Source organism: Kitasatospora sp. NPDC036993 (genome assembly GCF_055607525.1).
Window position 1 is genome coordinate 66,726 of the sequence record NZ_JBVJRP010000005.1, and the last position, 24,413, is coordinate 91,138.

Sequence of the window (24,413 nt, forward strand, 5' to 3'; positions counted from 1 at the left end):
CCGCGGGCGCGCGGGCCTCGCTGGCCGTTCCCCCAGGCCGGTCCCGGCAGTCGCGGGGACCGGCCCCGTGGCCATAGGTCATCTCTATGACCCCATAGATCAACGCGACCTACTTCGCAGGTCAGCCGTGCGGTTTGCTACAAAGGTTCAGACCACCTTGCGCCGCGCCCGACCGGAGGACCATCCGTCATGCCCCGCCCGATCCGTGTCGCGATCGTCGGAGCCGGCCCCGCCGGCATCTACGCCGCCGACGCCCTGCTGAAGTCCGACGCCGCCCAGGCGCCCGGCGTCTCGATCGACCTGTTCGAGCGGATGCCCGCCCCGTTCGGTCTGATCCGCTACGGCGTCGCGCCCGACCACCCGCGCATCAAGGGCATCGTCACGGCCCTGCACCAGGTGCTCGACAAGCCCCAGGTCCGGCTCTTCGGCAACGTCGACTACCCGGCCGACCTCGCCCTGGACGACCTGCACCGCTTCTACGACGCCGTGGTGTTCTCGACCGGCGCGATGGCCGACCGCGCGCTGGACATACCCGGCATCCACCTCGACGGCTCCCACGGCGCCGCCGACTTCGTCTCCTGGTACGACGGCCACCCGGACGTGCCCCGCACCTGGCCGCTGGAGGCCGAGAAGGTCGCCGTGCTCGGCGTCGGCAACGTCGCCCTGGACGTCGCCCGGATCCTCGCCAAGACCGCCGACGAGCTGCTGCCCACCGAGATCCCGCCGAACGTGTACGAGGGCCTGCGCCGCAACCGGGCCGTCGAGGTGCACGTCTTCGGCCGCCGCGGCCCGGCCCAGGCCAAGTTCAGCCCGATGGAGCTGCGCGAGCTGGACCACTCCCCCAACGTCGAGGTGATCGTCGCCCCCGAGGACATCGACTACGACGAGGGCTCGATCGCCGAGCGCCGCTCGGTCAAGCACGTCGACCTGGTCGCCGCGACCCTGGAGAAGTGGGCGATCCGCGACGTCGGCGACCGCCCGCACCGGGTGTACCTGCACTTCTTCGAGTCCCCGGTGGAGGTCCTCGGCGAGGACGGCCGGGTGGTCGGCCTGCGCACCGAGCGCACCGAGCTGGACGGCACCGGCAACGTGCGCGGCACCGGCGGCTTCACCGACTGGGACGTGCAGTCGGTCTACCGCGCGGTCGGCTACTACTCCGACGAGCTGCCCAAGCTGCCCTTCGACCCGGCCTCGGGCACCGTCCCGCACCAGGCCGGCCGGGTCCTGGACGGCGACGGCGCGCACCGGACCGCCACCTACGTCACCGGCTGGATCAAGCGCGGCCCGGTCGGCCTGATCGGCCACACCAAGGGCGACGCCAACGAGACCATCGCCTGCCTGCTGGACGACCACGCCGCCGACCGGCTGCCCGGCGCCGTCGAGCCCGACCCGGCCGCGGTCGAGGAGCACCTGCGCGCCCAGGGCGTCCGCTTCACCACCTGGGAGGGCTGGAAGCAGTTGGACGCCCACGAGCGCGCGCTCGGCGAGGCCGAGCAGCGCGAGCGGGTCAAGGTCGTCGAGCGCGAGGAGATGCTCCGCCACAGCGGGGCCTGAGCCGGCACGGCCCGGACTCCCTCCGTCGGCGCGCCGAATCCCGCGGGAATTCCCTCCGGAACCCGACCCGCGGGATTTCGGCCGACGATGACACCGGGAAATCCGGTGGCCGCCGCCGATCGTCCCACCGCACCCCCGGGGTGCCCTCGTCAGGGGCGGACGATCGGCAGCAGCAGCTCGTCCACGATCTCCGCCGGATCGAGCTGCACCGGGTCCCCGCCGCACAGCTTGATCCGGTACAGCATCAGCGCCGGCACCAGGTCGGTCACCAGCGGGGTGACCGCCCCCTGACGGACCTCGCCGCGCGTGGTGCCGCGGTCCAGCACCTCGGCGATCAGCGCCGTCGTCGGCTCGACCACCCGCTCCAGCACGATCTCGACGAAGGCGTGCGCCCGCTGGTTGTCGAGTTCGCTCATGACGGCCCGCACCGCGGCGCCCAGCTCGCTGAACATCGCGCCGCGCAGCCTGGTGACCACCTCCAGCAGGTCCCCGCGCAGGCTGCCGGTGTCGGGGGCCGGGCCGGACGGCGGCAGGCTGGCCCGCAGCGCGTCCTTGACCAGTTCCTCCTTGGAGGACCAGCGGCGGTAGAGCGCGGCCTTGCCGGTCTGCGCGGCGGCGGCCACCCCCTCCATGGTCAGCCGGGCGTAGCCGTCGGTGGTGAGCTGCTGGAGGACCGCCTCGTAGATGGCGCTCTCCAGCGCCTCGCCGCGCCGCCGCAGCGGGGCGCCCGACGCCGGTCCGTGCCCGGCATCCGTCTCAGCGGTCATGGTTGCGCACCTTCTTCCGTCGCCCTTCCTCGATCCCGTCGCGCCACGCATTCGCCCGCGATCTCCGGGAAATCCCGGACCGGGCGCGCGGTGGTGAATGTATTTCCTATCTCACGGACATCGCCGGGGGCCACTTTCGATGTTAGTGAACGAACCCGTTCCGGTTACCGTCCGGGTTCCGCACGATCCGACCCGATCCGGTGTTCGATTCACAACAGGACCGGGACAGGACAATCGCCCCATGCGGCTGGGGCGGCACAGGCGGTGGCATGGAGGAGCAGGTCGAAGCGGAAAGGCCTGCGGAAGCCCTCGTGGAGGATCCCATGACCGACAAAAAGGCCAGTACGGCACTGGCCGCCGCCGGTGCCGCCGCGGCCTTCGCCGCGGTGAGCGCCGGCGCTGCCATCCGGGCGTGCCGATGCCTGCTCGCGGGCGCCGAGGGAGCGCGACCGCTCCCCGAGCCCAGTGCGGGCGTCGCCCCCGCCGAGCTCAGCGCCAGGCGCTGCACACCTCCGGACCGTTGTTGACCCTCTCTCCGCCGCTCCGCTCGGAGCCCCGCCCCGCCCCCGGCCGACGCCCGTCGCGCCGGGGGCCTTTCCTGCCCTGGGGGCCTTCTCACCTTTGGACCGGCTGGGCGGCGCCCCGCGGTTCGGGCGCTGCCCGCTCAGCCGCCCGCGGGCCGGCGCGGCAGCACCGCGTGCACCCGGGTGCCGTGCCCCAGGGCGTCCACGGTGCAGCTGCCGCCGATCTCCGCGGCCCGCTCCGACATCGACCGCAGCCCCACCCCCGGCTGCGCCGGAAGGCCGTGGCCGGCGCCCGTCCCGTCGTCCTCGACGTCGAGTTCCAGCCGCCCGGCGTCCACCCGGACGACCACCGTGGCGCTGCTCGCCCGCGCGTGGCGCAGCACGTTGTTGAGCGCCTCCGCGGTGATCCGGTAGACCGCGACCTCGACGGCGGCGGGCAGCGCAGGCAGCGGGTCGGGCTCCAGCCGGGTGCTGACGACGAGGTCGGGGCCGCTGAAGGTCTCGGCGAGCCGGCCGAGCGCGCGGGACAGCCCGTAGTCGCCCAGCGCGGTGGGCCCGAGCCGGTCGGTGATCCGCCGGACCTCCCGGACGGCCGAGGCGAGGTCGTCCGCGACCCGGTCCAGCACACTGGAGTAGAGCGTCGGGTCGTCCACCGCCGCGGCTCCCTGGAGGCGCAGCCGCAGCCCGGCCAGCATCGGGCCGAGTCCGTCGTGGATGTCGCGGCGCAGCTGGCGGCGCTCCTCCTCGCGGGTCGCGACGATCTGCTCACGGCTGGCCCGCAGGTCCTCCGTCAGCTGGAGCGAGGCGACGGCGGGCGCGGCCTGGTCGGCGAGCGAGCGCAGGATGTCGCGGTCGCTGTGGTCGAGCACCCGCTGGCCCTCGCGCGGGGCGACGGTGAGCCGTCCGATCCGGGCGCCGCGGTGGACCAGGGGGAAGGCCTCGCCGCTGCCCGAGAGCTCCCCGACGGCGGCCAGCGACCGTTCACCGCCCCGGGTGGAGACGGTCAACTCCACACCAGGAAGCCGCAGTTCGTCGCCGACGGTGCGGCACAGCACGCCCGGCACCTCCTGCGGGTCGACGGTCTGGCTGACCCGCCCCGCCAGGCTGCGCAGCACCTGGTACGGCTGGGCGCGCGAGCCGTAGTACCAGCGGTCCACGACGCCGGAGGCCCAGCGCACCCCCCGGGGCAGACCGATCGCGAGCAGGAAGACGGCGGCGACCACCGTCAGCGCCCCGAGGCCGTGGCCCGGCATCAGCATGGTGGACAGCACGCAGGCCACCACCACGAACACCACGGCCAGCCCGGCGGCCACCAGCAGGCCGACCAGCACCCTGCGGGCGGCCCGGTCGAGCCGCCAGGACCCGTCCCTGACCACGACGGCGGCCAGGGTGACCGTCCACAGCGCCGAGGTGAGTGCGAACGCGATGTACGAGACCGTGCTCTGGTCGAAGTAGTCGCCGAACTCGGCCCCGCCCCACAGCAGGTACACCCCGAGGGCGATCAGCACGTTCTGTCGGCGCCGCCCGGACACCCCGCGGATGCGGGCGAGCGGGACGAGCACCACCAGGACGGCCAGCGCGACGAACACGGCGAGCTGGGCGTCGTACAGCCGGTCGTTGAGGGCCCCCAGCCACTTCGCGAAGGCGCTGCCGGCGAACGGGTTGGGCTGCCCGAACACGGTGGGCTCGGAGAAGGAGAAGCAGGCCGGGGCCAGCCGCCACAGGCCCACGGCCCCGATCGCCGGCCACCACCGCCTGCTCGGCAGCGTCCCGTACGGCAGCCACAGCGGCAGCGCGTGCCACAACGGGCCGCTGACGGCGTAGCCCGCCGACACCAGGACCACCATGGCCCCGACCACGCCCGGACTTCCCCCCTCCACCCAGAGCGGGGCCTGGGCGGCGAGCGGGACGATCAGCGCCGTCCCGTACACGAGCAGCACCCAGCCGAGCTGGTTGCCGGGCCGGTGGGCGTGCAGCAGCACCCCGCCGGCGACGGCGGCCAGGCCGTAGCCGAGCACCGGCAGGAGGCGGGCGGGCGAGGAGATCCCGGCGACGCCGAGGTGGCTCACCACGTACCCGGCCCACAGGCCGCCGGCCACCAGGCAGAGGAGGGCGCACAGCCCGGCCGCGGTCAGGTGTCGCTCCGCGGGTCCGGACCGCGGCCGCCACCAGGCTCCTCGCGCGCTCTCCGCAGCCATGTCCGCCCTCTCGTCACCGGGCCAGTCCGGATGGTTGAAGACTGCTCCACCCGTTGTCCCGGACGCATGAGGCAGCGGCCCCGTGACCGGCTCAGGATGCGTGCCGCGGCCCGACGACGGCCCGCGCCCACCGGCCGGCCCGGCCGTCAGACCGGCGGGTTGGGATGGGTCAGGCCGCGGTCGTAGGCGAAGATCACGGCCTGGACGCGGTCCCTGGCGGCGATCTTCGACAGCACCCGGCTGACGTGCGTCTTCACGGTCGACTCCGCCAGCACCAGGCGCTGGGCGATCTCGCTGTTGGACCAGCCGTGGGCGATGGCGACCAGGATCTCCCGCTCGCGGTCGGTCAGGGCGTCCAGCCGCGGGTCCGCGGCGGGCGCGGCACCCGGCGGGCGGACCGGCAGGCGGTGGGCGTAGGCGTCGAGCAGCCGCCGGGTGACCGCGGGGGCGACCACGGCGTCCCCCTCGGAGACCGCGCGGATGCCGGCCAGCAGTTCCTCCGGGCGGACGTCCTTGAGCAGGAAGCCGCTGGCCCCGGTGCGCAGCGCGGCGTGCGCGTACTCGTCGAGGTCGAAGGTGGTCAGCACGAGAATGCGGGAGCGCCCGCCGCTGGCGACGATGTGGCGGGTGGCCTCGATGCCGTCCATGCCGGGCATCCGGATGTCCATCAGGACGACGTCGGGGCGCAGGTCGGCGGTCAGCCGGACGGCCTCGCCGCCGTGGGCCGCCTCGCCGACCACCTCGGTGTCGGGCTGGCTCTCCAGCAGCATGCGGAAGCCGTAGCGCTGCAAGGGCTGGTCGTCCACGATGAGGACGGTGGTCACGTCGGGCCGCCTGTCGGGTCGGGGGTGGAAACCGGGCCGGGGACGGAGTCCGGGCCGGGGGCGGAGTCGAGGCCTGGGTCCGGGCCCGGGGTGAGGTGCAGGACGGCCTCGACGGTCCAACCCGTGCCGGGGGCGGGGCCCGCCGTGACGGTGCCGCCGTACAGGGCCGCGCGTTCGCGCATCCCGGCCAGCCCGTGGCCGTACCCGTCCGTGCGCCCGTGCCAGCGGGAACCCCCGGGCGGGCCGGTGTCCGCGACGCGTACCCGCAGCCGCTCGGCGTCGGCGGTCAGGGTCACGTGTGCCCGGGCCTCGGGGCCCGCGTGCTTGAGGGTGTTGGTGAGCGCCTCCTGGACGATGCGGTAGGCCATCAGCTGGACGCCGCGGTCCAGCCGGTCCAGCGCACCGGAGGCCGTGTACACCACCTGGGGGCCGGCGGCACGGATCCGGGCGCACAGCCCGTCGACGTCGGCGATGCCGGGCTGCGGGGTGTAGTCGGCTGCCTGGCCGCCCTGGTCGTGCAGCACGCCGAGCATCCGCCGCAGTTCGCCGAGCGCCTGCCGGCTGGTGTCACCGATCAGCAGCAGCGCCTCCCGGCCGCGTTCGGGGGCGGCCTGCGCCGCGTACGCGCCGCCGTCGGCCAGGGTGACGATGACGGACAGGTTGTGGCCGATGATGTCGTGCATCTCCCGGGCCACCCGGGTGCGTTCGGTGGCGGCGGCGAGCCGGCTGCGCTGGTCGCGCTCGATCTCCAGCCGGGCGGCCCGCTCCCGCAGCCCGGCCAGCTGGGCGCGCCGGACGCGCACCGCGATGCCCAGGGCCACGGCCGCCGTCGCGGCGCTGAACAGGAAGAACAGCGCGTCGCCGACCGGCAGCCCGCCACCGGAGACGGCCACCGCGACCAGGGCGACGGCCACCGCCATGGCCGCGCAGGACCACGCCAGGTGCCGCAGCCGACCGTGCAGCGCCAGGCTGTAGAGGGCGACCAGCAGGGCGGCGTCGGCGCGCAGGCCGACGTCCAGCGACCACTGCAGGACGAACACGGCCATGATCGCGGCGAAGGCCGCCGTGGGCCGGCGGCGGCGCCACAGCAGCGGCAGCACCAGGCCCGCTTGCAGGGCGAGCGTCTGCGGCAGCGGCAGCCGGGCGAGCACGATCCGGTGCTCGCGCGGCCCGCCCTGGGCGTGGGCGGGGAGGAGGTCGGGCAGGCAGAACAGCAGGAAGGCGACGACCACCACCGCGGCGTCGAGCGCCCAGGGGTGGTCACGGTCCGCCTGCCGCAGCCGCTGGTTGAACCGGGCCAGGCGGGCGAGCAGCGGGTGACCGGACAGGGTGTCGGCGGCCACCGTGTCGACGGCCGCTGGGCCGGCGGGCGCGGTGTCGACGGCGCCTGGGCCGGTGGGCGCTGAGCCTGCGACCGCTGGGCCGGCGGCCGCGAACGGGCTCGGGGTGGCGGTGTGCTCGCTCACCGGTGGCACCTCCCTGGTCGGCCGGGCGTCGTGGTCGTGCGGGCGGCGCCGGTTGCTCCCGGCGCCGCGGCGGATGTCCTCGGTACCGAGTCTCTCAGGCGTCACCGGGTCTCTCAGGCATCGGTGCGCACCAGCCGAACGGCCGCCGCGCCGAGGGCGAGGACCGTCCAGCCGAGGAAGACGGCCAGTCCGGCCGTCGGCGAGAGCGTGGCCGAGTCGTGGTGCAGGGCGAACATCGCCTCGCCCGCGTGGCTGGGCAGGTAGGGGCTGAGGTGGCTCTGCCAGGAGCTGGGCAGCAGCGAAGTCAGCCCGGGGACCAGCATCAGCGTGGCCACCAGCACGGCGATGCCGCCGGCCACCGAGCGCAGCAGCGCGCCGAGCGCGACGCCGATCACGCCGACCAGCGCCAGGTAGAGCCCGGCGCCCGCGAGGCCCCGCACCACCCCGGCGTCGGAGAGGGTCATCGCCGCTCGCGTCCCGGAGAGGACCCCGCTGTCGGCGGTGAAGACCGCGAACGCCCCGACGGTGCCCAGCACCAGCGCGATCAGCCCGTACACGGCGGCCTTGGACCAGAGCACCGGCAGTCGGCGCGGCACGGCCGCCAGGGTGGAGCGGATCATGCCGGTCGAGTACTCCCCGGCGGCGACCAGCACGCCGAGGACGCCGAGCGCCAGCTGGGCGAAGTTGGTGCCGAACAGCGACAGGCTCAGCGTGCTCGCGCCCGCGAAGTCCCGGTCCATCGGGCGGCCCGAGGTCATCCGCGACCTGAACTGGTACGCGGCGATCAGCCCGAAGCCGACCAGGAAGAGCAGGGCCAGCCCGAGCGTGATCCAGGTGGAGCGCAGCGACCACAGCTTCGCCCACTCGGAGCGCAGCACCCGCAGCGCCGTCACCTTGTACGCGGGACGCGCCGGCCTCGGGTCGGCGGACGCGGACGCCCGGCTCGATGCGATGGTGGTCATGCCACGCTCCTCGGGCTCTCGGTACCGACGGCGGTGGCGGCAGCTTCGGCGGTGGTGGTGCCGTGGTACTCGACGGCATCGCGGGTCAGGTCCATGAACGCCTCCTCCAGGGAGACCGTCCGGGGGGTGAGCTCGAAGAGGGCGATGCCCTGCCCGGCGGCCGCCAGACCGATCTCGCGGGCGGTGCGCCCGGCGACCAGCAGTTCCTCCGAGCCCGCCCGGCCGGTGACCTCCACACCCGGGCCGGCCAGCGCGGTGCGCAGCCGGGCCGGATCGGCGCTGACCACCTTGACCACGTCCCCGCCGGCCTGGCGGACCAGCTCCTGCACGGTGGTGTCGGCCAGCAGCCGGCCCCGTCCGACGATGATCAGGTGGTCGGCGACCAGGGCCATCTCGCTCATCAGGTGCGAGGACACGAAGACGGTGCGGCCCTCGGCGGCGAGCGAGGTGAGCAGGTTGCGGATCCACAGCACGCCCTCGGGGTCGAGGCCGTTGACCGGCTCGTCCAGCATCACCGTGGCGGGATCGCCGAGCAGCGCCGAGGCGATGCCGAGCCGCTGGCCCATGCCGAGCGAGAACGCCCCGGCACGCTTGCGGGCCACCGACGACAGTCCGGTCAGCTCGACGACCTCGTCGACCCGGCGGCGCGGGATGCCGTGGGTGTGGGCCTGGACCATCAGGTGGTTGAACGCGGAGCGGCCCGGGTGGATCGACTTGGCCTCCAGCAGGGCGCCGACCTCCTGCAGCGGCGCCTCGTGCTCGGCGTAGCGGCGGCCGTTCACCCGCACCGAACCGCCGGTGGGCGCGTCCAGCCCGACGATCATCCGCATCGTGGTGGACTTGCCCGCGCCGTTCGGCCCGAGGAAGCCCGTCACCGTCCCCGGCCGGACCGTGAAGTCCAGCCGGTCCACGGCGGTCTTCTCTCCGTACCGCTTCGTCAGCTGGTGTGCTTCGATCATCGCTCACCTCGGTGCTCCGGAGCCGGTCCGTCCCGGCCGCCCTCGCCTTACACGCTAAGTGCGGAGGCGACTCCGATCCGTGGTACCGGGGGCTGATCATCGACGCGCCCGTAGTACCGCGGTACCACCCCGGCATGGCACGGCGGCAGGTCCGACGGTCGGGCAGCGCCGGACCTGTCGCCTCCTGCGCCCGGTGGTGATGGCCCAGGCCTCGCGCAGGGCACCGGGGAGGCCGCGCCCCGCTCTGGGCGGTCAGCCGTTCGCCGCCAGGACGGCCTGGACCTCCGCCAGCAGGGTCCGGTGCTCCTCGCCGTACGTCGCCACCGCCGCGTGGACCGCGTCGGCGGCGGCCCGCAGCGGGTCCGGTCCGGCCGCGCCGAGCAGGGCGGGCAGAGCCATGTGCGGCTGCGAGAACCGCTGGAAGGGGTCCGGCGGGCCGCCCAGGTAGGTGAGGGTGCCGAACGCCGAGGTCCCGCCGTCCGTTGGCACGGGGAGTACCGACACCGCGTCCGGTTCGAGGGCCTCGTCGCCGAAGGCCACCGCGTCGAAGACCACCACACCGTGGACCACCGGACCCGGCTTGGGCATCGGCTGCGGGGCCCGGGGGTCCACGTGCGGCGGCCGGAAGGGCTCGCGCTCCGGTGGGACGGCCCGGCGGACGGTCCGGCCGGGGACGCGCGGGTCGGTGGCCAGGGTCCGCCAGAGCCGCGCCGGGTCGTCGAAGGGCGGCGGCAGCGGCCGGCCCTCGTCCAGGGCGGTCAGCCCGGCGGCGACCCAGTCGAGGCCGTCCAGGCCGGCCGCTGTGCAGGCGCGCCGGGCGGCGAACCGCGCCACCGCACGCTGGGCCCGCGGGCCGGCGTCGTCCAGGGCGTGCAGCAGGAGGGCGTCGAAGTCCAGCAGGCCCCGCACGTGGCCGGCCACCCGTCGCAGGGCCTCGCTCGGCCGCCGTCCGCCCCACTCCCACAGCTCGGCGGCCTCCCGGTTCTCCCGCTCCAGCCGCTCCTGGGCGAGGCGGGCGCGGAGCTCCTCCGCCGCCTGCTCCTCGGGAGTGGGGGGCGGCGGCAGTTTCCGGACCTCGTCGTGCCAGTACCCGGCGGTCTCCGAGGTCTGCCGCAGGACGCGGGCCGGCTCGGGCGGGGCGGGCCAGAACTGGAGCAGGTAGTGCTCCGCGTGCGGCTCGTCGGGCATCCGGGTGTCGTGCCCGCGCCCCTCGTCGATGCCCCGGGCGCAGTAGCGCACCCGGTGGTCGGTCTCGGCGAGGTCCAGGTCCCAGGCGCCGCCGCCGCCCCACTCCGTCAGGAAGGTCCGTTCGCCGGACGGACGGAAGGAGACCTCGACCACGTCCTCCCAGTCCGGGCCGGGCGGCGGGGCCTGCTCGTGCACCTCGACGGTGAAGCCGACGCTGCCGGTGTGCAACCCCGTGGTCAGCCAGAGGGCCCCGGGAACGGCCGCGCCGCAGAGTCCCACGCACTGGCCCGCGAACGCCTTCGCCCAGTCGGGTCCCGGGTCGTCGGGATCGCTCTCCACGTAGATCTGCCCGTAGTGGACCCAGACCTCGCCGTCGACCGGCCTGCGCACCTTCACGTCGCCCTCCCCCGCGCCCGCCGCCTCCCTCCCCGGAGGCGGCACGGCCCGATCGTAGGCAGTGCCACCGACAGTGGCGGGGCCGCGCCCCGGGAGGCGGGGGGTGCGGCGCCCGCCGATACTGGGCCTGTCCTCGGGCTCCCGTCGTTCGCCCGGAGGGCGGCGACCTCCTGGAGGAACCATGGAGTACGGTCTCGGCGTGCGGCTCGACCGGCCGTTCGGGCAGGCGGTGGAGGCGGTCACGGCCGCGCTCAAGGAGCAGGGCTTCGGCGTCCTGACCACGATCGACGTCCGGGCGACGCTGCGCGAGAAGATCGGCGCCGAGGTCGAGGACTACCTGATCCTCGGCGCCTGCAACCCCGCCCTCGCCCACCGGGCGCTCCGGGCGGACCGCCGGATCGGGCTGCTGCTGCCGTGCAACGTGGTGGTCAGGGCGGACGGCGACGGCACGGTGGTGGAGGCCGTCGACCCGCAGACGATGGTCACCCTGGCCGGGCCGGGGAACGGGCTGGGCGAGGTCGCGGACGAGGCGGCGCGGCGGCTGACCGCCGCCCTGGACGCACTGCGCGGATGAGGAGCAGACCATGACCGCACCCGTCGTCGCCGGCTTCGACGGCTCGCCCGAGAGCCTCGCCGCCACCGAGTGGGCCGCCCACGAGGCCCGGCGCCGTGGCTGCCCGCTCGACCTGCTCGAAGCCTGGCCCTGGCCGCACCGGGACGTGGTCGGCAGCGAGGAGACGTACCGGCACGCCCTGGACCGGCTGGAGCTCCGGGCACAGGAGCTGCGCCCGCTGGCCGGAGCGGGGCCGGTCACCTCGGCCATCGTGTCGACCGACCCGGCCGAGGCGCTGGAGGCCGCCGGGAGCTCGGCCTCGCTGATCGTGCTCGGCTCGCGCGGCCTGGGGGCGGTGCGCGGCTTCCTGGTCGGGTCGGTCAGCCAGGAGGTACTGCGCCGGGCGGGCTGCCCGGTGGTGCTGGTCAGGGCCGAGCCGGTCGAGTCCGACGGCCCGGTGCTGGTGGGCCTCGACCTGGCCCATCCGATGGACGACGTGCTGGCCTACGCCTTCGACGCGGCCGCCCGGCGCGGGGCACCGCTGCGGGTGGTGCACGTCTGGTCGCCGCCGGTCGCCAGCGAGTACATGGCGCTCCAGGCCATCGGCGGGTTGGAGGGCGAGCTGTCCGCCGTCGAGCGGAAGCGTTTCGCGGAACTGCTGGACCCCTGGCGCGAGCGCCGTCCCGAGGTGACGGTGACCGCCGATCTGATCCGCGGCAGCGCGTCCGTCGCCCTGGTGGACGCGGCGGCCGGGGCCCGGCTGCTGGTGGTCGGCCGCCGCATCCGCCGCACCCTGATCGGCGCCCACCTCGGCCCGGTCGCGCACGCCACGATCCACCACGTGCACTGCCCGGTCGCCCTCGTCCCGCACGGCTGACCGGAGCGGCCCGGCGCCGGTGAGCGCTCGGGGCCGGCGCCCGGCGTCGCGATCATCGACTTCCCCCGTTCGGCCCCCGGGGCGGGTGGTGCGGGGCGTACGGTCCGGTGAGGACCGTGACGGGCGTGACAGCCGGCCCCGTCCGTCCACCACCCGGATCACCCAGGTACCCACGGAGGCAGTCACAGTGAAGCGCATCGGCATCATCGGCGTGGGCGAGATCGGCCGGGCCATCGTGACGGGCCTGCGACACGGGGGCGACACCGGGTCCGAGGTGTACCTCTCCCCCCGGGGTGCCCGGACCGCCGCCGAGCTGGCCGAACGCCACGAGGACGTCCGGGTGTGCGGCGACAACCAGGAGGTGGTGGACCGCTCCGACCTGGTGATCCTCGCCCTGCGCCGGCGGGACTGGCGCGAGGCCGTGGCCGGTCTCCGGGTGCCCGCGGACCGGATCGTGGTCAACGTGATCCCCGGCGTGGGCACCGAGGAGCTGCGCCGCGCGCTCGGCACCGACGCGCCGATCACCCACGCCATCCCGCTGCCCCCCATCCGTGAGCGCGGCTCCGTCACGGTGGTGTACCCCTCGCACCCGGACGCGGACGCCTTCTTCGAGCGGCTGGGCGGGGCGCTTCCGGTCGCGGACGAGGCCGCGCTCAACATCATGTCCGCCCTGACCTCGACGCTGACCAGCCACTACGCGTTCCTGAGCACGCTCACCGCGTGGGCCGCCGGCCACGGCATCCCCGCCGAGGACGCCGACCGCTTCGTCCGCGGCGTCTTCCAGGGCGTCGGCCGTTCCCTGGGCGACGAGAGCAGCTCGCTGGAGCGCCTCGCCGCCGACCACGAGACCCCGGGCGGGAGCAACGAGCGCATCCGCACCACCTGGTTCGACCAGGCCAACAGCGCGGCGCTGCGCGGGGCCCTCGACGGACTCCTCGCCGACCTCGGAACCGGCCCCGAAAGCGACACCGGAACCGGGCCCGGGACCGACCGCCGCTGACCCTGAACACCGGAGCCGTCGACCGCCACCGGCGGCGCCGGCTCCGAGATCGGCCTGGTGGAGCCGTATCACGTCCGGCTGACGACCGTTAGCATGACGGGTATGACGCCGATGGTTGGCGTCGGTTCGCACAGATTCCACCGCGGTGTCAAGGAGTTGACGATGAGTCGCGCTTTCCCTCTGTCCCGGACGACCGGTCCCGTATCCGAGGAGGAGCGACGCACCATCCTCGCCGCGCCGGGGTTCGGCAAGTTCTTCACCGACCACATGGCCTCGGCCACCTGGACGCCCGCCGAGGGCTGGCACGACCGCGGGGTCGGCCCGCTGACGCCGTACTCGATGCACCCGAGCGCCGCCGTGCTGCACTACGCCCAGGAGATCTTCGAGGGGCTGAAGGCGTACCGCCACGCCGACGGCGGCGTCTGGCTGTTCCGCCCGGAGTTCAACGCCCGCCGTTTCGCCCGCTCCGCCGAGCGGCTCGCCCTGCCGGTGCTGTCGGAGGAGGACTTCCTCACCAGCGTCGAGGAGCTGGTCCGCGCGGACGAGGCGTGGGTGCCCGATTCCGGTGACGAGAAGAGCCTCTACCTGCGGCCGTTCATGTTCGCCTCGGAGGCCTTCCTCGGCGTCCGGCCCGCCGAGCAGGTCGCCTACTCGGTCATCGCCAGCCCGGCCGGCCCGTACTTCGCCGGCGGGGTCACCGGCATCACGCTGTGGGTCAGCAGCAACTACACCCGCGCCGGGCGGGGCGGCACCGGCGCCGCCAAGTGCGGCGGCAACTACGCCTCCAGCCTGGCCGCCCAGCTGGAGTCCAGGAAGCACGGCTGCGACCAGGTGCTGTTCCTGGACGACACCGGCGGCGAGGGCGACCTGGAGGAGTCCGGCACGATGAACCTGTGCCTGGTCACCTCGGCCGGCGAACTGGTCACCCCCGCCCTCGGCAACATTCTCGACGGGGTGACCAGGGACTCGATCCTGGCCCTGGCCGGGGAGTTCGGGCTGACCTCGGTGGAGCGCCCGGTCACCCTCGCCGAGCTGCGGGCCGGCGCCGCCGACGGCACGGTCACCGAGGTCTTCGCCGCCGGGACGGCCGCGGTGGTCACCCCGATCGTCGGGTTCAAGGGCGAGGGCTACGAGTTCACCATCGGCAACGGCACGCCCGGCAAGCAGACCCTCGCGATCCGCGAGCACATGATGGACATCCAGTACGGGCGCGCCGAGGACGTCCACGGCTGGATGCGCCGGGTGGTCTGACCGCCCCGGGGGCGGCCCTGCCGGGCCGCCCCACCCCGGTCAGGGCTCGATGCCCCGTCGCGCGAGATCGGCCGCGATGCCGTCCAGGACACCGGCGAGACCCGAGGCGAACAGGGCGTCGAGGTCCCAGGGATCGGCGCCCGCGCGCATCGCGCGGGCGAGCCGGGGGTAGGCCCCGGGTTCGTACAGCGGGTCCTGGACACGGTCCGCCGCCCTCGCCTCCCGCGGCCCGGCCGCCTCCGACTGCCGGGCCGCCTCCGCGTCGCTGACGAGGGTCACCGCCACGCCTTGCACGTACGAGGCGAACATGAACATGTAGCGGAAGGCGTCGGCCGGTTCGAGGTCGAGGCCGTCGAACGAGGCGAAGGCGCTCTCGCTGTCCGCCGCGAGCGCCGGGCTGAAGTACGCGCGGGTCGTCACCATGACCCTCGGCAGGATCCACGGGTGACGGTGGTACAGCTCCCAGTCCCGGTGCGCGGCCCGTTCGAGGCCGTGCCGCCAGTTCCGCGCCGGTGAGCCGGGCAGCGGCACGTCGGCCATCGCCGCCTCCACCATCAGGGTCACCAGGTCGTCCTTGGAGGCCACGTGCCGGTACAGGGACATCGTGCCGGTGCCGAGTTCCGTGGCGACCCTGCGCATCGACAGCGCGTCCAGCCCCGCCGCGTCCGCGACGACGATCCCGGCCCGCACGATGCGCTCGACGGTGAGGTGCGGCGCGCCGTCGTCGCTCCCCCGCACCTCGACCGGGCCCTCCACCCTGCGCGCCCGGTAGGCCCTCGCCTGGCACGCGCGGGAGCAGTAGAGCCTGGGCCGCCCCCGGTCCGCGGGCTCCAGCGTCTTTCCGCAGGACGCGCATGACACGCATGACGCGCCGGTCGGCTGCACGGACATCGGTGAACTCCTTTTCGTCACACTCCAGGCGTGTGTCGAAATCCTAGCCCGTCGACGCGAGCGCGTGCGCGATTCAGGGTGAATTCGCAGGTCAAAAATGCCGTTGTGCCATTCGAGCACATGCGCCTAACCTACCCGTGTCGTTGCGTACAAAGTACGCACCGAGGGTGGTCACATCCGCCCGGACCAACACGGCTCAGGAGAGGGCATGGCTGGAGAAGAGACACGGGCCGGATCCAGGGAGTGGGTCGGCCTCGCCGTCCTGGTGCTGCCCTGCGTCCTGGCGTCCATGGACATGGCCGTCATGTTCATCACGCTTCCGTCCCTGGCGGCCGACCTCGGCCCGAGCAGTTCCGAGCAGCTGTGGATCATGGACGCCTACGGCTTCCTCCTCGCCGGCCTGCTCATCACGATGGGCACGCTCGGTGACCGCTTCGGGCGCCGGCGGGTGCTGCTCACAGGTGCCGCGGCCTTCGGCGTCGCGTCGGTCCTGGCGGCCTGCGCGAGCAGCCCGGGAACACTCGTCGCGGCCCGCGTGCTCCTGGGCATCGCCGGCGCCACGCTGGCACCGTCCACCCTCTCCCTGATCCGGAGCATGTTCCACGACACCGCGCAGCGGGCCACCGCGGTCGGCATCTGGACGACGGGCTTCGCGGGCGGCGCCGTGCTCGGCCCGATCATCGGCGGCCTGCTCCTGGAGCACTTCTGGTGGGGATCGGTCTTCCTGGTCAACGTGCCGGTGATGGTCCTGCTGCTGATCCTCGGCCCGCTGCTGCTCGCCGAGGACCGCGACCCCGCGCCCGGCCGTTTCGACCTGCTCGGCGCCGCCATGTCCCTGGTGGCCGTGCTCGGCGTCATCTACGGCGTCAAGGCCACCGCGGAGCACGGCTTCGGGCTGATCCCCCTGACGTGCTGCGCCGTCGGACTCGCCGTGGGAGCGGCGTTCCTGCGCCGCCAGCACAGGTCCGCGAACCCGATGCTCGACATGGCGCTGTTCCGCACCCGCCGGTTCACCGTCCCCCTGCTCATCGACGCGCTGGCGACGTTCGGGCTGGTCGGCTTCAGCCTGTTCAACTGGCAGTTCATGCAACTCGTCCTGGGCATGGGTCCGCTGGAGTCGGCGCTGTGGTCCCTGCCGACCTTCCTGGTGATGCCCGTGGGCATCGCCCTGGCCACCGCGCTCGCCCCGCGCGTCGGCAAGCACAACGCGGTCGCCGGCGGGCTGCTGGTGGCCACCGCCGGCTACGTCGTGCTGACCCTGCTCCGGGCCGACTCGGGAATCGTCCACCTCGTCGGCGGCATGACCGTCGTCTCGATCGGCATCGGCGCCGTCGCCGCGGTCGTCACCGAGGTGATCCTGTCCGCCGCACCACCGGAGCGGGCCGGAGCGGCCTCCGCCACGGCCGAGACCTCCGCCGAGTTCGGCGGGGCGCTGGGCATCGCGCTCCTGGGCAGCATCGGCACCGCCGTCTACCGTTCCGACCTGGCGGACAAGGCTCCCGACGTCCTCACCTCCGAGCAGCTGGAGGCGGCGAGGAGCACCCTCGGCGGCGCCGTCGAGACCGCCGCCACCCTCCCGGGCGGCACGGCCGACTCCCTGCGGCAGGTGGCCTTCGACGCCTTCGCCCGGGAGGCCCGGATCGCGGCGGTGGTCAGCGCCGTCCTGATGGCGGGCGCGGCGGTCCTGATCGCCACCCTGCTCCGCGGCGCGGGCACCCGGCCCGAACCCGGGGCCCCCCGATCCGCGGCGGAGCGGGACGGCGGGACCCCTGCGGGCGACCGGCGTTCCCGGGCCGCCTCGTCCTGAGCGACACGCTCAGGCCGGGGTCGGCCCCGGGCCGACGTGCCCGGACGGCAGGTCGGTCCCCTCGGGGACGACGACCTCGCGCTTGAGGATCTTCCCGGTCGGCCCCTTGGGCAGCGCGTCGGCCGTCCAGACCAGCCGCGGGTACTTGTACGGGGCCACCCGCTCCCGGACGAAGTCGCGGATCTCCTCGGGGGTGGCCGTCGCGCCCGCGCGCAGCACCACGGCGGCGGCCACCTCCTGGCCCCGGGTGGGGTGGGGGACACCGATCACCGTGGCCTCGGCCACGGCCGGGTGCTCGTACAGCACGTCCTCCACCTCCCTCGGGTAGACGTTGAAGCCGCCCCGGATGATGACGTCCTTGCGGCGGTCCACGATGCGGAAGTCGCCGCGCTCGTCGCGGGTGCCGAGGTCTCCGGTGTGCAGCCAGCCGTCCCGGACGGTCTGCTCGGTGGTGTCCGGCCGGCGCCAGTAGCCCTTCATCACGTTGTGGCCCTTGATCACCACCTCGCCGACGGTGCCGTCCGGCACCTCCTTGCCGGACTCGTCGACGATCCGCATCCGCACCCCCTCGATCGGGATGCCGATGGTGCCGGCGACCCGCTCCCGGTCGCTGCGGTTGATGCAGGCCAGTGGCGAGGACTCGGACAGCCCGTAGCCCTCCAGCACGACGCAGCCGAAGTTCGCCTCGAAGCCGCGCAGCACCTCCGGCGGCGTCGGCGCGCCGCCGCACAGGCCCACCCGGAGCGAGGAGACGTCGTACTCGACGCGCCGCGGGTGGTCGAGCATCAGGGTGTACATGGTCGGGACGCCGAGGAAGACGCTCACCCCGTCGCGCTGGATCACCGCGAGCGCGGCGAGCGGGTCGAAGCGCGGCACCAGGGTCAGGCAGGCCCCGACGGAGACCGCGCAGTTGAGGCCGATCACCTGGCCGAAGGAGTGGAACAACGGCAGTCCGCCGAAGATCACGTCCCGCTCGGCCAGGCCCAGCACCCGCGCGCCGGCCCGGACGTTGGACACGATGTTGCGGTGGGTCAGCTCGGCGCCCTTGGGCGCCCCGGTGGTGCCGGAGGTGTAGAGGATGACCGCGGTGTCCGCTCCCCCGCGTCCCGCGGTGCGCGGCGGGCGGGCCGGCCGGCCGGCGAGCGCCGCGGCGAGGGCGGCCGGCTCGACGGCGACCAGCCGGGTCCCGGTGCGCCGCGCGCCCTCGACCGCCTGCTCGGCGCCCGCGTGCCAGGCGAGCAGCACGGCGGCCTCGGCGTCGGCGAGGCAGTGCTCGATCTCGCGGGCCTTCAGCAGCGGGTTCATCGGCACGACCACGGCCCCGGCCCGCAGGATGCCGTAGTACAGCACCGCGAAGTCCGGCACGTTGGGCAGCAGCAGGGCCACCCGGTCGCCGGGCGCGACGCCGAGGGAGGCCAGCCAGTGCGCGGCCCGGGCGCTGCGGGCGTCCAGGGCGGCGAAGGTCAGCACCTCCTCGTCGAGCCGGAGGGCGGGGCGCTCCGGGCACCGCGCGGCCGTCGCGGTGAGCAGGTCGGGGACACCGTACGGCAGGTCGGTGCTGCTGCCGGGCGGGGCGGGGACGACGGACATGCGGGCGCTCCTCGGTCTGGTCCCTGAACGGTCGAGTCCCTATGCGGTCGGGCGGACGCCGCCGTACGGAGCGGTGTCCGCCCCTGCTCCGGCGGCCGTGGCCTCGCCCGCGGCCGTGGCTGTGGCCGTGGCTGTGCCTGTGGCCGTGGCGAGCAGCCAGGGGGCGATCCGCGCCACCAGCCCGCGGTTGTGCCGGATCCAGCGGAAGTGGTCCAGCGGGCGGCCGTCCGCCTGCTCGGCGGTGTAGCTCCAGCGTTCCACTCGCGCCGAGGACAGCTTGGCGCACAGGTGGTCGACGGCGCGCGGCGGCGCGAGCTCGTCGCCCTGCACGTCCACCGCCAGCACCGGCAGGTCCACCTCGGCCAGCGCCCGTTCGTAGTCGGTGACCGCGCCGCGCACCCGGTAGCGGCCGGTGCGCATCTGCCGCGCCCAGTCCCGCATCAGCCGGGGCGCCTCGCGGCCGCCGAAGCCGAACCGCTCGCCCGGCCAGTGGCCGACCGCCGCCGAGGCCACCACCGAGAACTGGCTCAGCGCCAGCCGCCGCAGGCCCGCCCGCACCCCGAACGTCCGGTACCAGGCCGACCCGCTGGCCACCAGCACCACCCCGGCGACCCGGGGCCGGAACACCCCGCAGTGCACCAGGCCCAGCTGCCCGCCGAGGCTGTGCCCGAGCAGCAGGCGCGGCGCGCCGGGGAAGGCCCCGGCCACCGCGTCGAGCACCGCCCCGAAGTCGTGCTCGACCAGCTCGCGGAAGCCGAAGGAGACCCCGCGCCCGGGTACCGGCCCGCTCTCGCCGTGGCCGCGCAGGTCACAGGTGGCCACGCTGAGGCCGGCCGCGTGCAGCGCGCGGACCAGCGGGGTGTAGTGCCGGGCGGCCGTCCCCATCGCCGGCAGGACGACCACCACCGGGGCGGCCGGCTCGGGCCTGGCCAGCGCCCGTACGGTGATCCCGGCACCGTCCGGCGCGGCGATCTCGGCGATCACCGGGAACCGCGCGGTCCTCACCGCTCCTCCGCCGGTCCGGCCCCGGCGCCCGGCCGCCAGCCGATCACCCCGGCGCCCCAGGTGATGCCCGCGCCGAACGCGGCGAGCCCGAGCAGCTTCGGGCCGTCCAGCAGGCCCTCCTCGCGGGCGTGGGTCAGGCCCAGCGGGATCGAGGCCGCGGAGGTGTTGGCGACCCGGTGGACGTTCAGGTACAGCCGCTCCGGCGGCAGCCCCACCTCCTTGCCGACCGCCCGGACGATCCGGGCGTTGGCCTGGTGGGCGACGAACAGGTCGAGGTCCTCGCAGGTCAGGCCGCGCCGGGCGAGCACCTCGCGGGTGGCGTCGGACATCTTCTCCACCGCGTGGTCGAACACCTCCCGGCCGTCCATCCGCAGCTTGCGGTCGTCCCGGTCCGCGTAGAGCAGCGGGATCTGCTCGCCGTCGCTGCCGAGCGAGAAGCACGGCTCCGGCGCGCCGGGCACGTCGGCGACCACCGCGGCGCCGGCGCCGTCGGCCAGCAGCACGGCGGTGCCGCGGTCCTCGTGGTCGGTGATCCTGGTCAGCGCGTCGGCGCCGCAGACCAGGACCGCACCGGCCCGGCCGGTCTCGATCAGCGCGGCGGCGTGGTCCAGCCCGTAGACGAAGCCGGCGCAGGCCGCGTGCAGGTCGAAGGCGGCGGCCTGCGGCATGCCGAGCCTGGCGGCGACCTCCACCGACACCCCGGGCGTGACCCGGTCCGGTGTGATGGTGGCGACCAGCACGTGCCGGATGCTCGCGGCGGAGCGCCCCGAAGCCCGCAGCGCCTGCTCGGCGGCGGCCACCACGAGGTCGGCGAGCCGGCCCTCCGGTGGCAGGAAGCGGCGCTCCTGGATGCCGGTCCGCTTGACGATCCACTCCGGGGAGGCGCCGATCCGCTCGAAGTACTCGTTGGGGACGACGCGTTCGGGCAGGGCCGCGCCCACGCCGACGATGGCCGCCGTCATGCCGGGCCCCCTTCGGCGAAGGCCGGGCCGGTGCCCATCCGGACGGCGTGCATCCCGCCGTCGGCGTGCAGGATCTCCCCGCTGACGGTCACCGCCAGGTCGGAGAGCAGGAACAGCACGGGACCGACCACCACCGCGGGGTCGGTGCGGTCCCAGCCGAGCGGGGCCTCGGCCTGCCAGCGGTCGGCGATCCGGTCGAAGGTGCTGATCGCCTGACCGGCGACGGTCTCCACCGGGCCGGCCGCCACCAGGTTGACCCGGATGCCGGACGGGCCGAGGTACATCGCCAGGTACCGGCAGACCGCTCCGAGGGCCGCCTTGCTGACGCCCATCCAGTCGTAGCCGGCCCAGGCGCCGGTGGCGTCGAAGTCCAGTCCGACGACGCTGCCGCGCCGCCCGTCCGCGCTCAGCAGCGGGGCCAGCGCGGTGGCCAGCGAGTGCAGCGAGACGGCGGCGGTGTGCAGGGCGGTTCCGGCGGCCTCCGGCGGGGTGGTGAGGAAGTGGCCGCTCAGCGCGGTCTGCGGGGCGGCGGCGACCGCGTGCAGCACGCCGTCGACCCCGCCCCAGCGCTGTTCCAGTTCCTCGACCAGCCGGGCGAAGTCCTCGGGCCTGGTGACGTCCAGCTCCAGCACCTCGGCCGGCCCGGGCAGCACGCCCGCCGCCTTCTCGGTGATCCGCCGGGCCCGGCCGAAGCCGGTCAGCAGCACCTCGGCGCCCGCCTCCTGGAGCGCCCTGGCGGTGTGCCAGGCGATGGAGTCCTCGTTGAGCACCCCGGTGATCAGATAGCGGCGTCCGTGGAAGCCGAGCATCACTCCTGGCCTTTCGTCGTACCGGGACTCGTACCGGAGTTCGTGTCGGAACTCGTGCCGGGACTCGTACCCGAGCTCATACCGGCACCGGCGGCCGCCGCCAGCACCAGGGCCGCGTTGTGCCCGCCGAACCCGAAGGAGGTGGAGAGCCCGACCCGGCGGCCGCCGGGCAGGGTGGCGGGGGCGAGCGGGGTGGCGCCGCGGATCAGGTTCAGCCGACCGAGCTTCTCGTCCGGCTCGCGCAGCCCGACGGTGGGCGGCGCGGTGGCGTGGCGCAGCGCCTGCACCGTGGCGATGGCCTCCACCGCGCCGGCCGCACCGAAGAGGTGGCCGGTGCAGGACTTGGTGGAGGACAGCGGGACCTCCTCCAGGACCGGTCCGAGGGCCAGCCGCAGCGCCTCGCACTCCGACCGGTCGTTGAGGACGGTGCCGGTGCCGTGCGCGTTGAGGTAGCCGAGCTGCCCCGGGGTGACGCCGGCCGCTTCGAGCGCCAGGGTGACGGCCCGGGCGGCGGGTTCGCCGCTCGGGTGGGGGGCGGTGAGGTGGTGGGCGTCGCAGGTGGCGCCGTAGCCGAGCACCTCGCCGAGCACGGTGGCGCCCCTGGCGGCGGCGCCGGCCTCCGTCTCCAGGACCAGGATCCCGGCGCCCTCGCCGATCAGCAGGCCGTCGCGGTCGCGGTCGAAGGGCACCGACCGGCCGCTCTCGGAGAGCGCCCCCGCCGTCCTGAAGGCCGCCCGCACCAGTGCGGAGGTGGAGGCCTCGGCGCCGCCGACCACCACCGCGTCGGCCGCGCCGGCCGCGAGCAGCAGCAGCGCGGTGCCGATCGCCTGGGTCGCGCTGCTGCACGCCGAGGCCAGGCAGAGCGCCTCGCCCCGGAAGCCGTACTGCTGGGCGATCTGCGAGGCCGCGGCGTTGGCCATCATCGCGGGCACCATGAGCGGGGAGACGAACTCCCCGCCCTGCTCCCGCAGCACCTCGGCCTGGCTCTCGAAGCTCGCCGTCCCGCCGAGCGCGCAGCCCACCACGCAGGCGATCCGCTCGGCGGGGTAGGGCGCCTGGCCGTCCGTCCACCCCGCCTGGGCCAGGGCCTCGGCGGCGGCCACCAGCGCGAGCTGGGTGAAGCGGTCGGTGCGGCGGACCTGCTGGCGCGACAGGTGGTCGGCCGGCCGGAAGTCCCGGCACAGCCCGAGCCCGTCGGCGAGCCCGCTCTCGCCGGCCACCGCCCGCCGGTGCAGCGCCTCGGCGCCCACGCCCAGCGGGGTCACCGCGCCCAGGCCCGTGACGACGGCCCTGGGCCTCACTCCAGCCCGGCCTTGCGGCGGCACAGGGCGAGCACCTCGCCGACGGTGTAGAGCTGGTCGAAGTCCTTCGGCTTCACCGGGATGCCGAGCTGCTTGCGGATGGACTGGCTGAGTTCGACCATGTCGAGCGAGTCGATCTCCAGCTCGTCCAGGGCGGCGTCGTCGACGATGCCCTCGCGTTCGACGCCGAGGTCCACCAGGGCGTCGACGACGAAGTTCTCGATGGCGGTGCGGTCCAGTGTGTCGGGCATGACTCTCCTCCACCGCGCGGGGCGGCGCTGCGTCAGGGGCGGTGCGTCAGGTGCGGTGCGCAAGGTGCGGTGCGTCAGGGGCACTGCGGCACGGGCGGTCTGCGGGCGGCCTCGGGGCCGGCGGGCTCAGGCCGTGGTGCCGGCCTTGGCGGCGTGGTACGGCGCCCAGTGCCACTGCCGCCAGTAGCTCTCGGCGATGTCCAGCCACTGCTCCAGCCGGGCGGCGTCGTCCAGGAAGCGGTTGGCGCTGACCACCAGCCAGCTGTAGACCGCCTGGCTGTCGCGGCAGCCGCCGCAGTCGCCCGAGGTGCAGCAGAACTGGAGCGACTCGTAGTCGGCGCCCCAGACGTTGAAGCCGGGGATCACCGGGTTGCCGTTGGCGACGCGGTCCTCGTGCTCGGGGGCGTCGACGCTGAGGCTGGGGCAGACGTCGTAGCCGAACCGGCCGCCCCAGTGCGTCCGGCCGGTCACCAGGGTCCGGATGAAGTACGGGTGGCTCACCACCGTGTCCGGGTACAGCTCCTTGACCCGCAGCGCCTCGTCCAGCACCCGCTGCTCGTTGGCGATCTTCAGCGGGGTCTCGGTGCCGTGCTCGCTGTAGAAGTTGAAGGTGACGATGTTGCCGTTCTCGGCGATCTTCCGCACGGTGGGCTCGATGTGCTGGACCCCGGCCTCGGCGAGCGCGTAGATGAACAGCACCCGCTGGTCGTCCTTGTAGTGCGAGAGCGCGGTGTCGAACAGGCCGGTGAACTTGGAACCGTTGACCCGGATCGCGCGCAGGTCGTCGTCGAGCGTGCCGCCGCCGAAGATGCTGACCGCGATGGCGATCTTCTCGAAGCCCTGCTTGGGCATCGGGCGCAGGCCGTTGGTGGAGATGGTGATGTGCGGCAGCTGTTCGACGAAGGCCTCGACCCGGCGCGGGACGAGGGTGGGCTCGCCGCCGATCAGGGTCGCCTGGTTGACGCCGTCGTCGGCCAGCTTGCGGGCGAAGGCCCGGATCCGGTCAAGGTCCGACAGTTCCTTGACGGCCGTGTCGAAGCCGCCCTCGAAGTACCAGCAGCCCTTGCAGCGGATGTTGCAGGTGTTGGTGAGGTGCACCTCGCAGGAGCGGACCTCGCGCCCCAGCCGGCGCAGCCGGTGCAGGCGTTCGGCCAGGTCGGGCCGGTCCGCGATGAGTTCGGCGGTGCGGGCCTTGGCCTCGCGCCGGCTCAGCGGGCGCTGTTCTATGGTGACGGGTGTTGCCATGGCGGTGGGCTCCTCGGGAGTCGCGGGATCGGC

General features: G+C 74.5%; 22 protein-coding genes. 7 read left to right on the top strand and 15 right to left on the bottom strand.

The window, feature by feature from the left end:
• Positions 1 to 189: 189 nt before the first annotated feature.
• Positions 190 to 1,554: an FAD-dependent oxidoreductase gene (locus tag ACZ7C5_RS12045; RefSeq protein ID WP_401081579.1), complete on the top strand. Its 1,365-nt coding sequence runs from the start codon at positions 190 to 192 to the stop codon at positions 1,552 to 1,554.
• A gap of 149 nt (positions 1,555 to 1,703) precedes the next feature.
• On the opposite strand, the gene ACZ7C5_RS12050 is transcribed toward ACZ7C5_RS12045, so the two are convergent.
• On the bottom strand, positions 1,704 to 2,321 hold the full coding sequence (locus tag ACZ7C5_RS12050; protein WP_188296716.1) for a TetR-like C-terminal domain-containing protein: 618 nt from the start codon (positions 2,319 to 2,321) through the stop codon (positions 1,704 to 1,706).
• 323 nt (positions 2,322 to 2,644) lie between these two features.
• On the opposite strand from ACZ7C5_RS12050, the gene ACZ7C5_RS12055 reads away from it, so the two are divergent.
• Complete coding sequence (locus tag ACZ7C5_RS12055; protein WP_188296715.1) at positions 2,645 to 2,848, top strand: hypothetical protein; 204 nt, start codon at positions 2,645 to 2,647, stop codon at positions 2,846 to 2,848.
• A 137-nt stretch (positions 2,849 to 2,985) separates the two neighbouring features.
• On the opposite strand, the gene ACZ7C5_RS12060 is transcribed toward ACZ7C5_RS12055, so the two are convergent.
• From ACZ7C5_RS12060 to ACZ7C5_RS12085, 6 genes are all read right to left on the bottom strand, one after another.
• Positions 2,986 to 5,043 carry a GAF domain-containing sensor histidine kinase gene (locus ACZ7C5_RS12060; RefSeq protein ID WP_401081583.1) on the bottom strand — a complete coding sequence of 686 codons (2,058 nt, stop codon included), beginning with the start codon at positions 5,041 to 5,043 and terminating at the stop codon, positions 2,986 to 2,988.
• A gap of 146 nt (positions 5,044 to 5,189) precedes the next feature.
• On the bottom strand, positions 5,190 to 5,867 hold the full coding sequence (locus ACZ7C5_RS12065; RefSeq protein WP_401081586.1) for a response regulator: 678 nt from the start codon (positions 5,865 to 5,867) through the stop codon (positions 5,190 to 5,192).
• Complete coding sequence (locus tag ACZ7C5_RS12070) at positions 5,864 to 7,210, bottom strand: sensor histidine kinase (RefSeq protein WP_401082849.1); 1,347 nt, start codon at positions 7,208 to 7,210, stop codon at positions 5,864 to 5,866. Before ACZ7C5_RS12070 ends, ACZ7C5_RS12065 begins: the two co-directional genes overlap by 4 nt.
• Positions 7,211 to 7,446: 236 nt before the next feature.
• Positions 7,447 to 8,295, bottom strand: coding sequence for an ABC transporter permease (locus ACZ7C5_RS12075; protein ID WP_401081589.1), 849 nt, complete (start codon positions 8,293 to 8,295; stop codon positions 7,447 to 7,449).
• A complete protein-coding gene (locus ACZ7C5_RS12080) occupies positions 8,292 to 9,254 on the bottom strand; it encodes an ABC transporter ATP-binding protein (RefSeq protein WP_401081592.1) in 963 nt (320 codons plus the stop codon). The genes ACZ7C5_RS12075 and ACZ7C5_RS12080 overlap by 4 nt, the downstream gene beginning before the upstream one ends.
• A 252-nt stretch (positions 9,255 to 9,506) precedes the next feature.
• Positions 9,507 to 10,883, bottom strand: coding sequence for a hypothetical protein (locus ACZ7C5_RS12085; RefSeq protein WP_401081595.1), 1,377 nt, complete (start codon positions 10,881 to 10,883; stop codon positions 9,507 to 9,509).
• A 136-nt stretch (positions 10,884 to 11,019) separates the two neighbouring features.
• On the opposite strand from ACZ7C5_RS12085, the gene ACZ7C5_RS12090 reads away from it, so the two are divergent.
• The 4 genes from ACZ7C5_RS12090 (at position 11,020) to ACZ7C5_RS12105 (ending at position 14,519) form a co-directional block, all read left to right on the top strand.
• Positions 11,020 to 11,412 (top strand): DUF302 domain-containing protein, encoded by a 393-nt coding sequence (locus ACZ7C5_RS12090; protein ID WP_401081598.1) that lies wholly within the window; start codon positions 11,020 to 11,022, stop codon positions 11,410 to 11,412.
• A gap of 10 nt (positions 11,413 to 11,422) precedes the next feature.
• Positions 11,423 to 12,268 carry a universal stress protein gene (locus tag ACZ7C5_RS12095; protein WP_401081600.1) on the top strand — a complete coding sequence of 282 codons (846 nt, stop codon included), beginning with the start codon at positions 11,423 to 11,425 and terminating at the stop codon, positions 12,266 to 12,268.
• A gap of 187 nt (positions 12,269 to 12,455) precedes the next feature.
• Positions 12,456 to 13,268, top strand: a complete 813-nt coding sequence (locus tag ACZ7C5_RS12100) for an NAD(P)-binding domain-containing protein (RefSeq protein WP_401081603.1) — start codon at positions 12,456 to 12,458, stop codon at positions 13,266 to 13,268.
• Between the two features lie 162 nt (positions 13,269 to 13,430).
• Entirely contained in the window at positions 13,431 to 14,519 is a 1,089-nt protein-coding gene (locus ACZ7C5_RS12105; RefSeq protein WP_470322497.1) for a branched-chain amino acid aminotransferase, read from the top strand.
• A 39-nt stretch (positions 14,520 to 14,558) separates the two neighbouring features.
• Here ACZ7C5_RS12105 and ACZ7C5_RS12110 read toward each other — a convergent pair whose 3' ends face one another.
• Positions 14,559 to 15,410 (bottom strand): TetR/AcrR family transcriptional regulator C-terminal domain-containing protein, encoded by an 852-nt coding sequence (locus tag ACZ7C5_RS12110; RefSeq protein ID WP_401081609.1) that lies wholly within the window; start codon positions 15,408 to 15,410, stop codon positions 14,559 to 14,561.
• A 208-nt stretch (positions 15,411 to 15,618) separates the two neighbouring features.
• On the opposite strand from ACZ7C5_RS12110, the gene ACZ7C5_RS12115 reads away from it, so the two are divergent.
• Complete coding sequence (locus tag ACZ7C5_RS12115) at positions 15,619 to 17,217, top strand: MFS transporter (protein ID WP_470322498.1); 1,599 nt, start codon at positions 15,619 to 15,621, stop codon at positions 17,215 to 17,217.
• Between the two features lie 9 nt (positions 17,218 to 17,226).
• Here ACZ7C5_RS12115 and ACZ7C5_RS12120 read toward each other — a convergent pair whose 3' ends face one another.
• The 7 genes from ACZ7C5_RS12120 to ACZ7C5_RS12150 form a co-directional block, all read right to left on the bottom strand.
• Positions 17,227 to 18,807: a long-chain-fatty-acid--CoA ligase gene (locus ACZ7C5_RS12120; protein ID WP_470322499.1), complete on the bottom strand. Its 1,581-nt coding sequence runs from the start codon at positions 18,805 to 18,807 to the stop codon at positions 17,227 to 17,229.
• Between the two features lie 39 nt (positions 18,808 to 18,846).
• Positions 18,847 to 19,812 (bottom strand): alpha/beta hydrolase family protein, encoded by a 966-nt coding sequence (locus tag ACZ7C5_RS12125; RefSeq protein WP_470322500.1) that lies wholly within the window; start codon positions 19,810 to 19,812, stop codon positions 18,847 to 18,849.
• Entirely contained in the window at positions 19,809 to 20,774 is a 966-nt protein-coding gene (locus ACZ7C5_RS12130) for a beta-ketoacyl-ACP synthase 3 (protein WP_401081621.1), read from the bottom strand. Before ACZ7C5_RS12130 ends, ACZ7C5_RS12125 begins: the two co-directional genes overlap by 4 nt.
• Complete coding sequence (gene fabI / locus ACZ7C5_RS12135; RefSeq protein ID WP_470322501.1) at positions 20,771 to 21,583, bottom strand: enoyl-ACP reductase FabI; 813 nt, start codon at positions 21,581 to 21,583, stop codon at positions 20,771 to 20,773. Before fabI ends, ACZ7C5_RS12130 begins: the two co-directional genes overlap by 4 nt.
• On the bottom strand, positions 21,583 to 22,884 hold the full coding sequence (locus ACZ7C5_RS12140; protein WP_470322502.1) for a beta-ketoacyl-[acyl-carrier-protein] synthase family protein: 1,302 nt from the start codon (positions 22,882 to 22,884) through the stop codon (positions 21,583 to 21,585). The genes fabI and ACZ7C5_RS12140 overlap by 1 nt, the downstream gene beginning before the upstream one ends.
• Positions 22,881 to 23,135 carry an acyl carrier protein gene (locus tag ACZ7C5_RS12145; RefSeq protein ID WP_188301678.1) on the bottom strand — a complete coding sequence of 85 codons (255 nt, stop codon included), beginning with the start codon at positions 23,133 to 23,135 and terminating at the stop codon, positions 22,881 to 22,883. The genes ACZ7C5_RS12140 and ACZ7C5_RS12145 overlap by 4 nt, the downstream gene beginning before the upstream one ends.
• A gap of 126 nt (positions 23,136 to 23,261) precedes the next feature.
• Positions 23,262 to 24,380, bottom strand: coding sequence for a radical SAM protein (locus ACZ7C5_RS12150; protein WP_470322503.1), 1,119 nt, complete (start codon positions 24,378 to 24,380; stop codon positions 23,262 to 23,264).
• Positions 24,381 to 24,413: the final 33 nt, after the last annotated feature.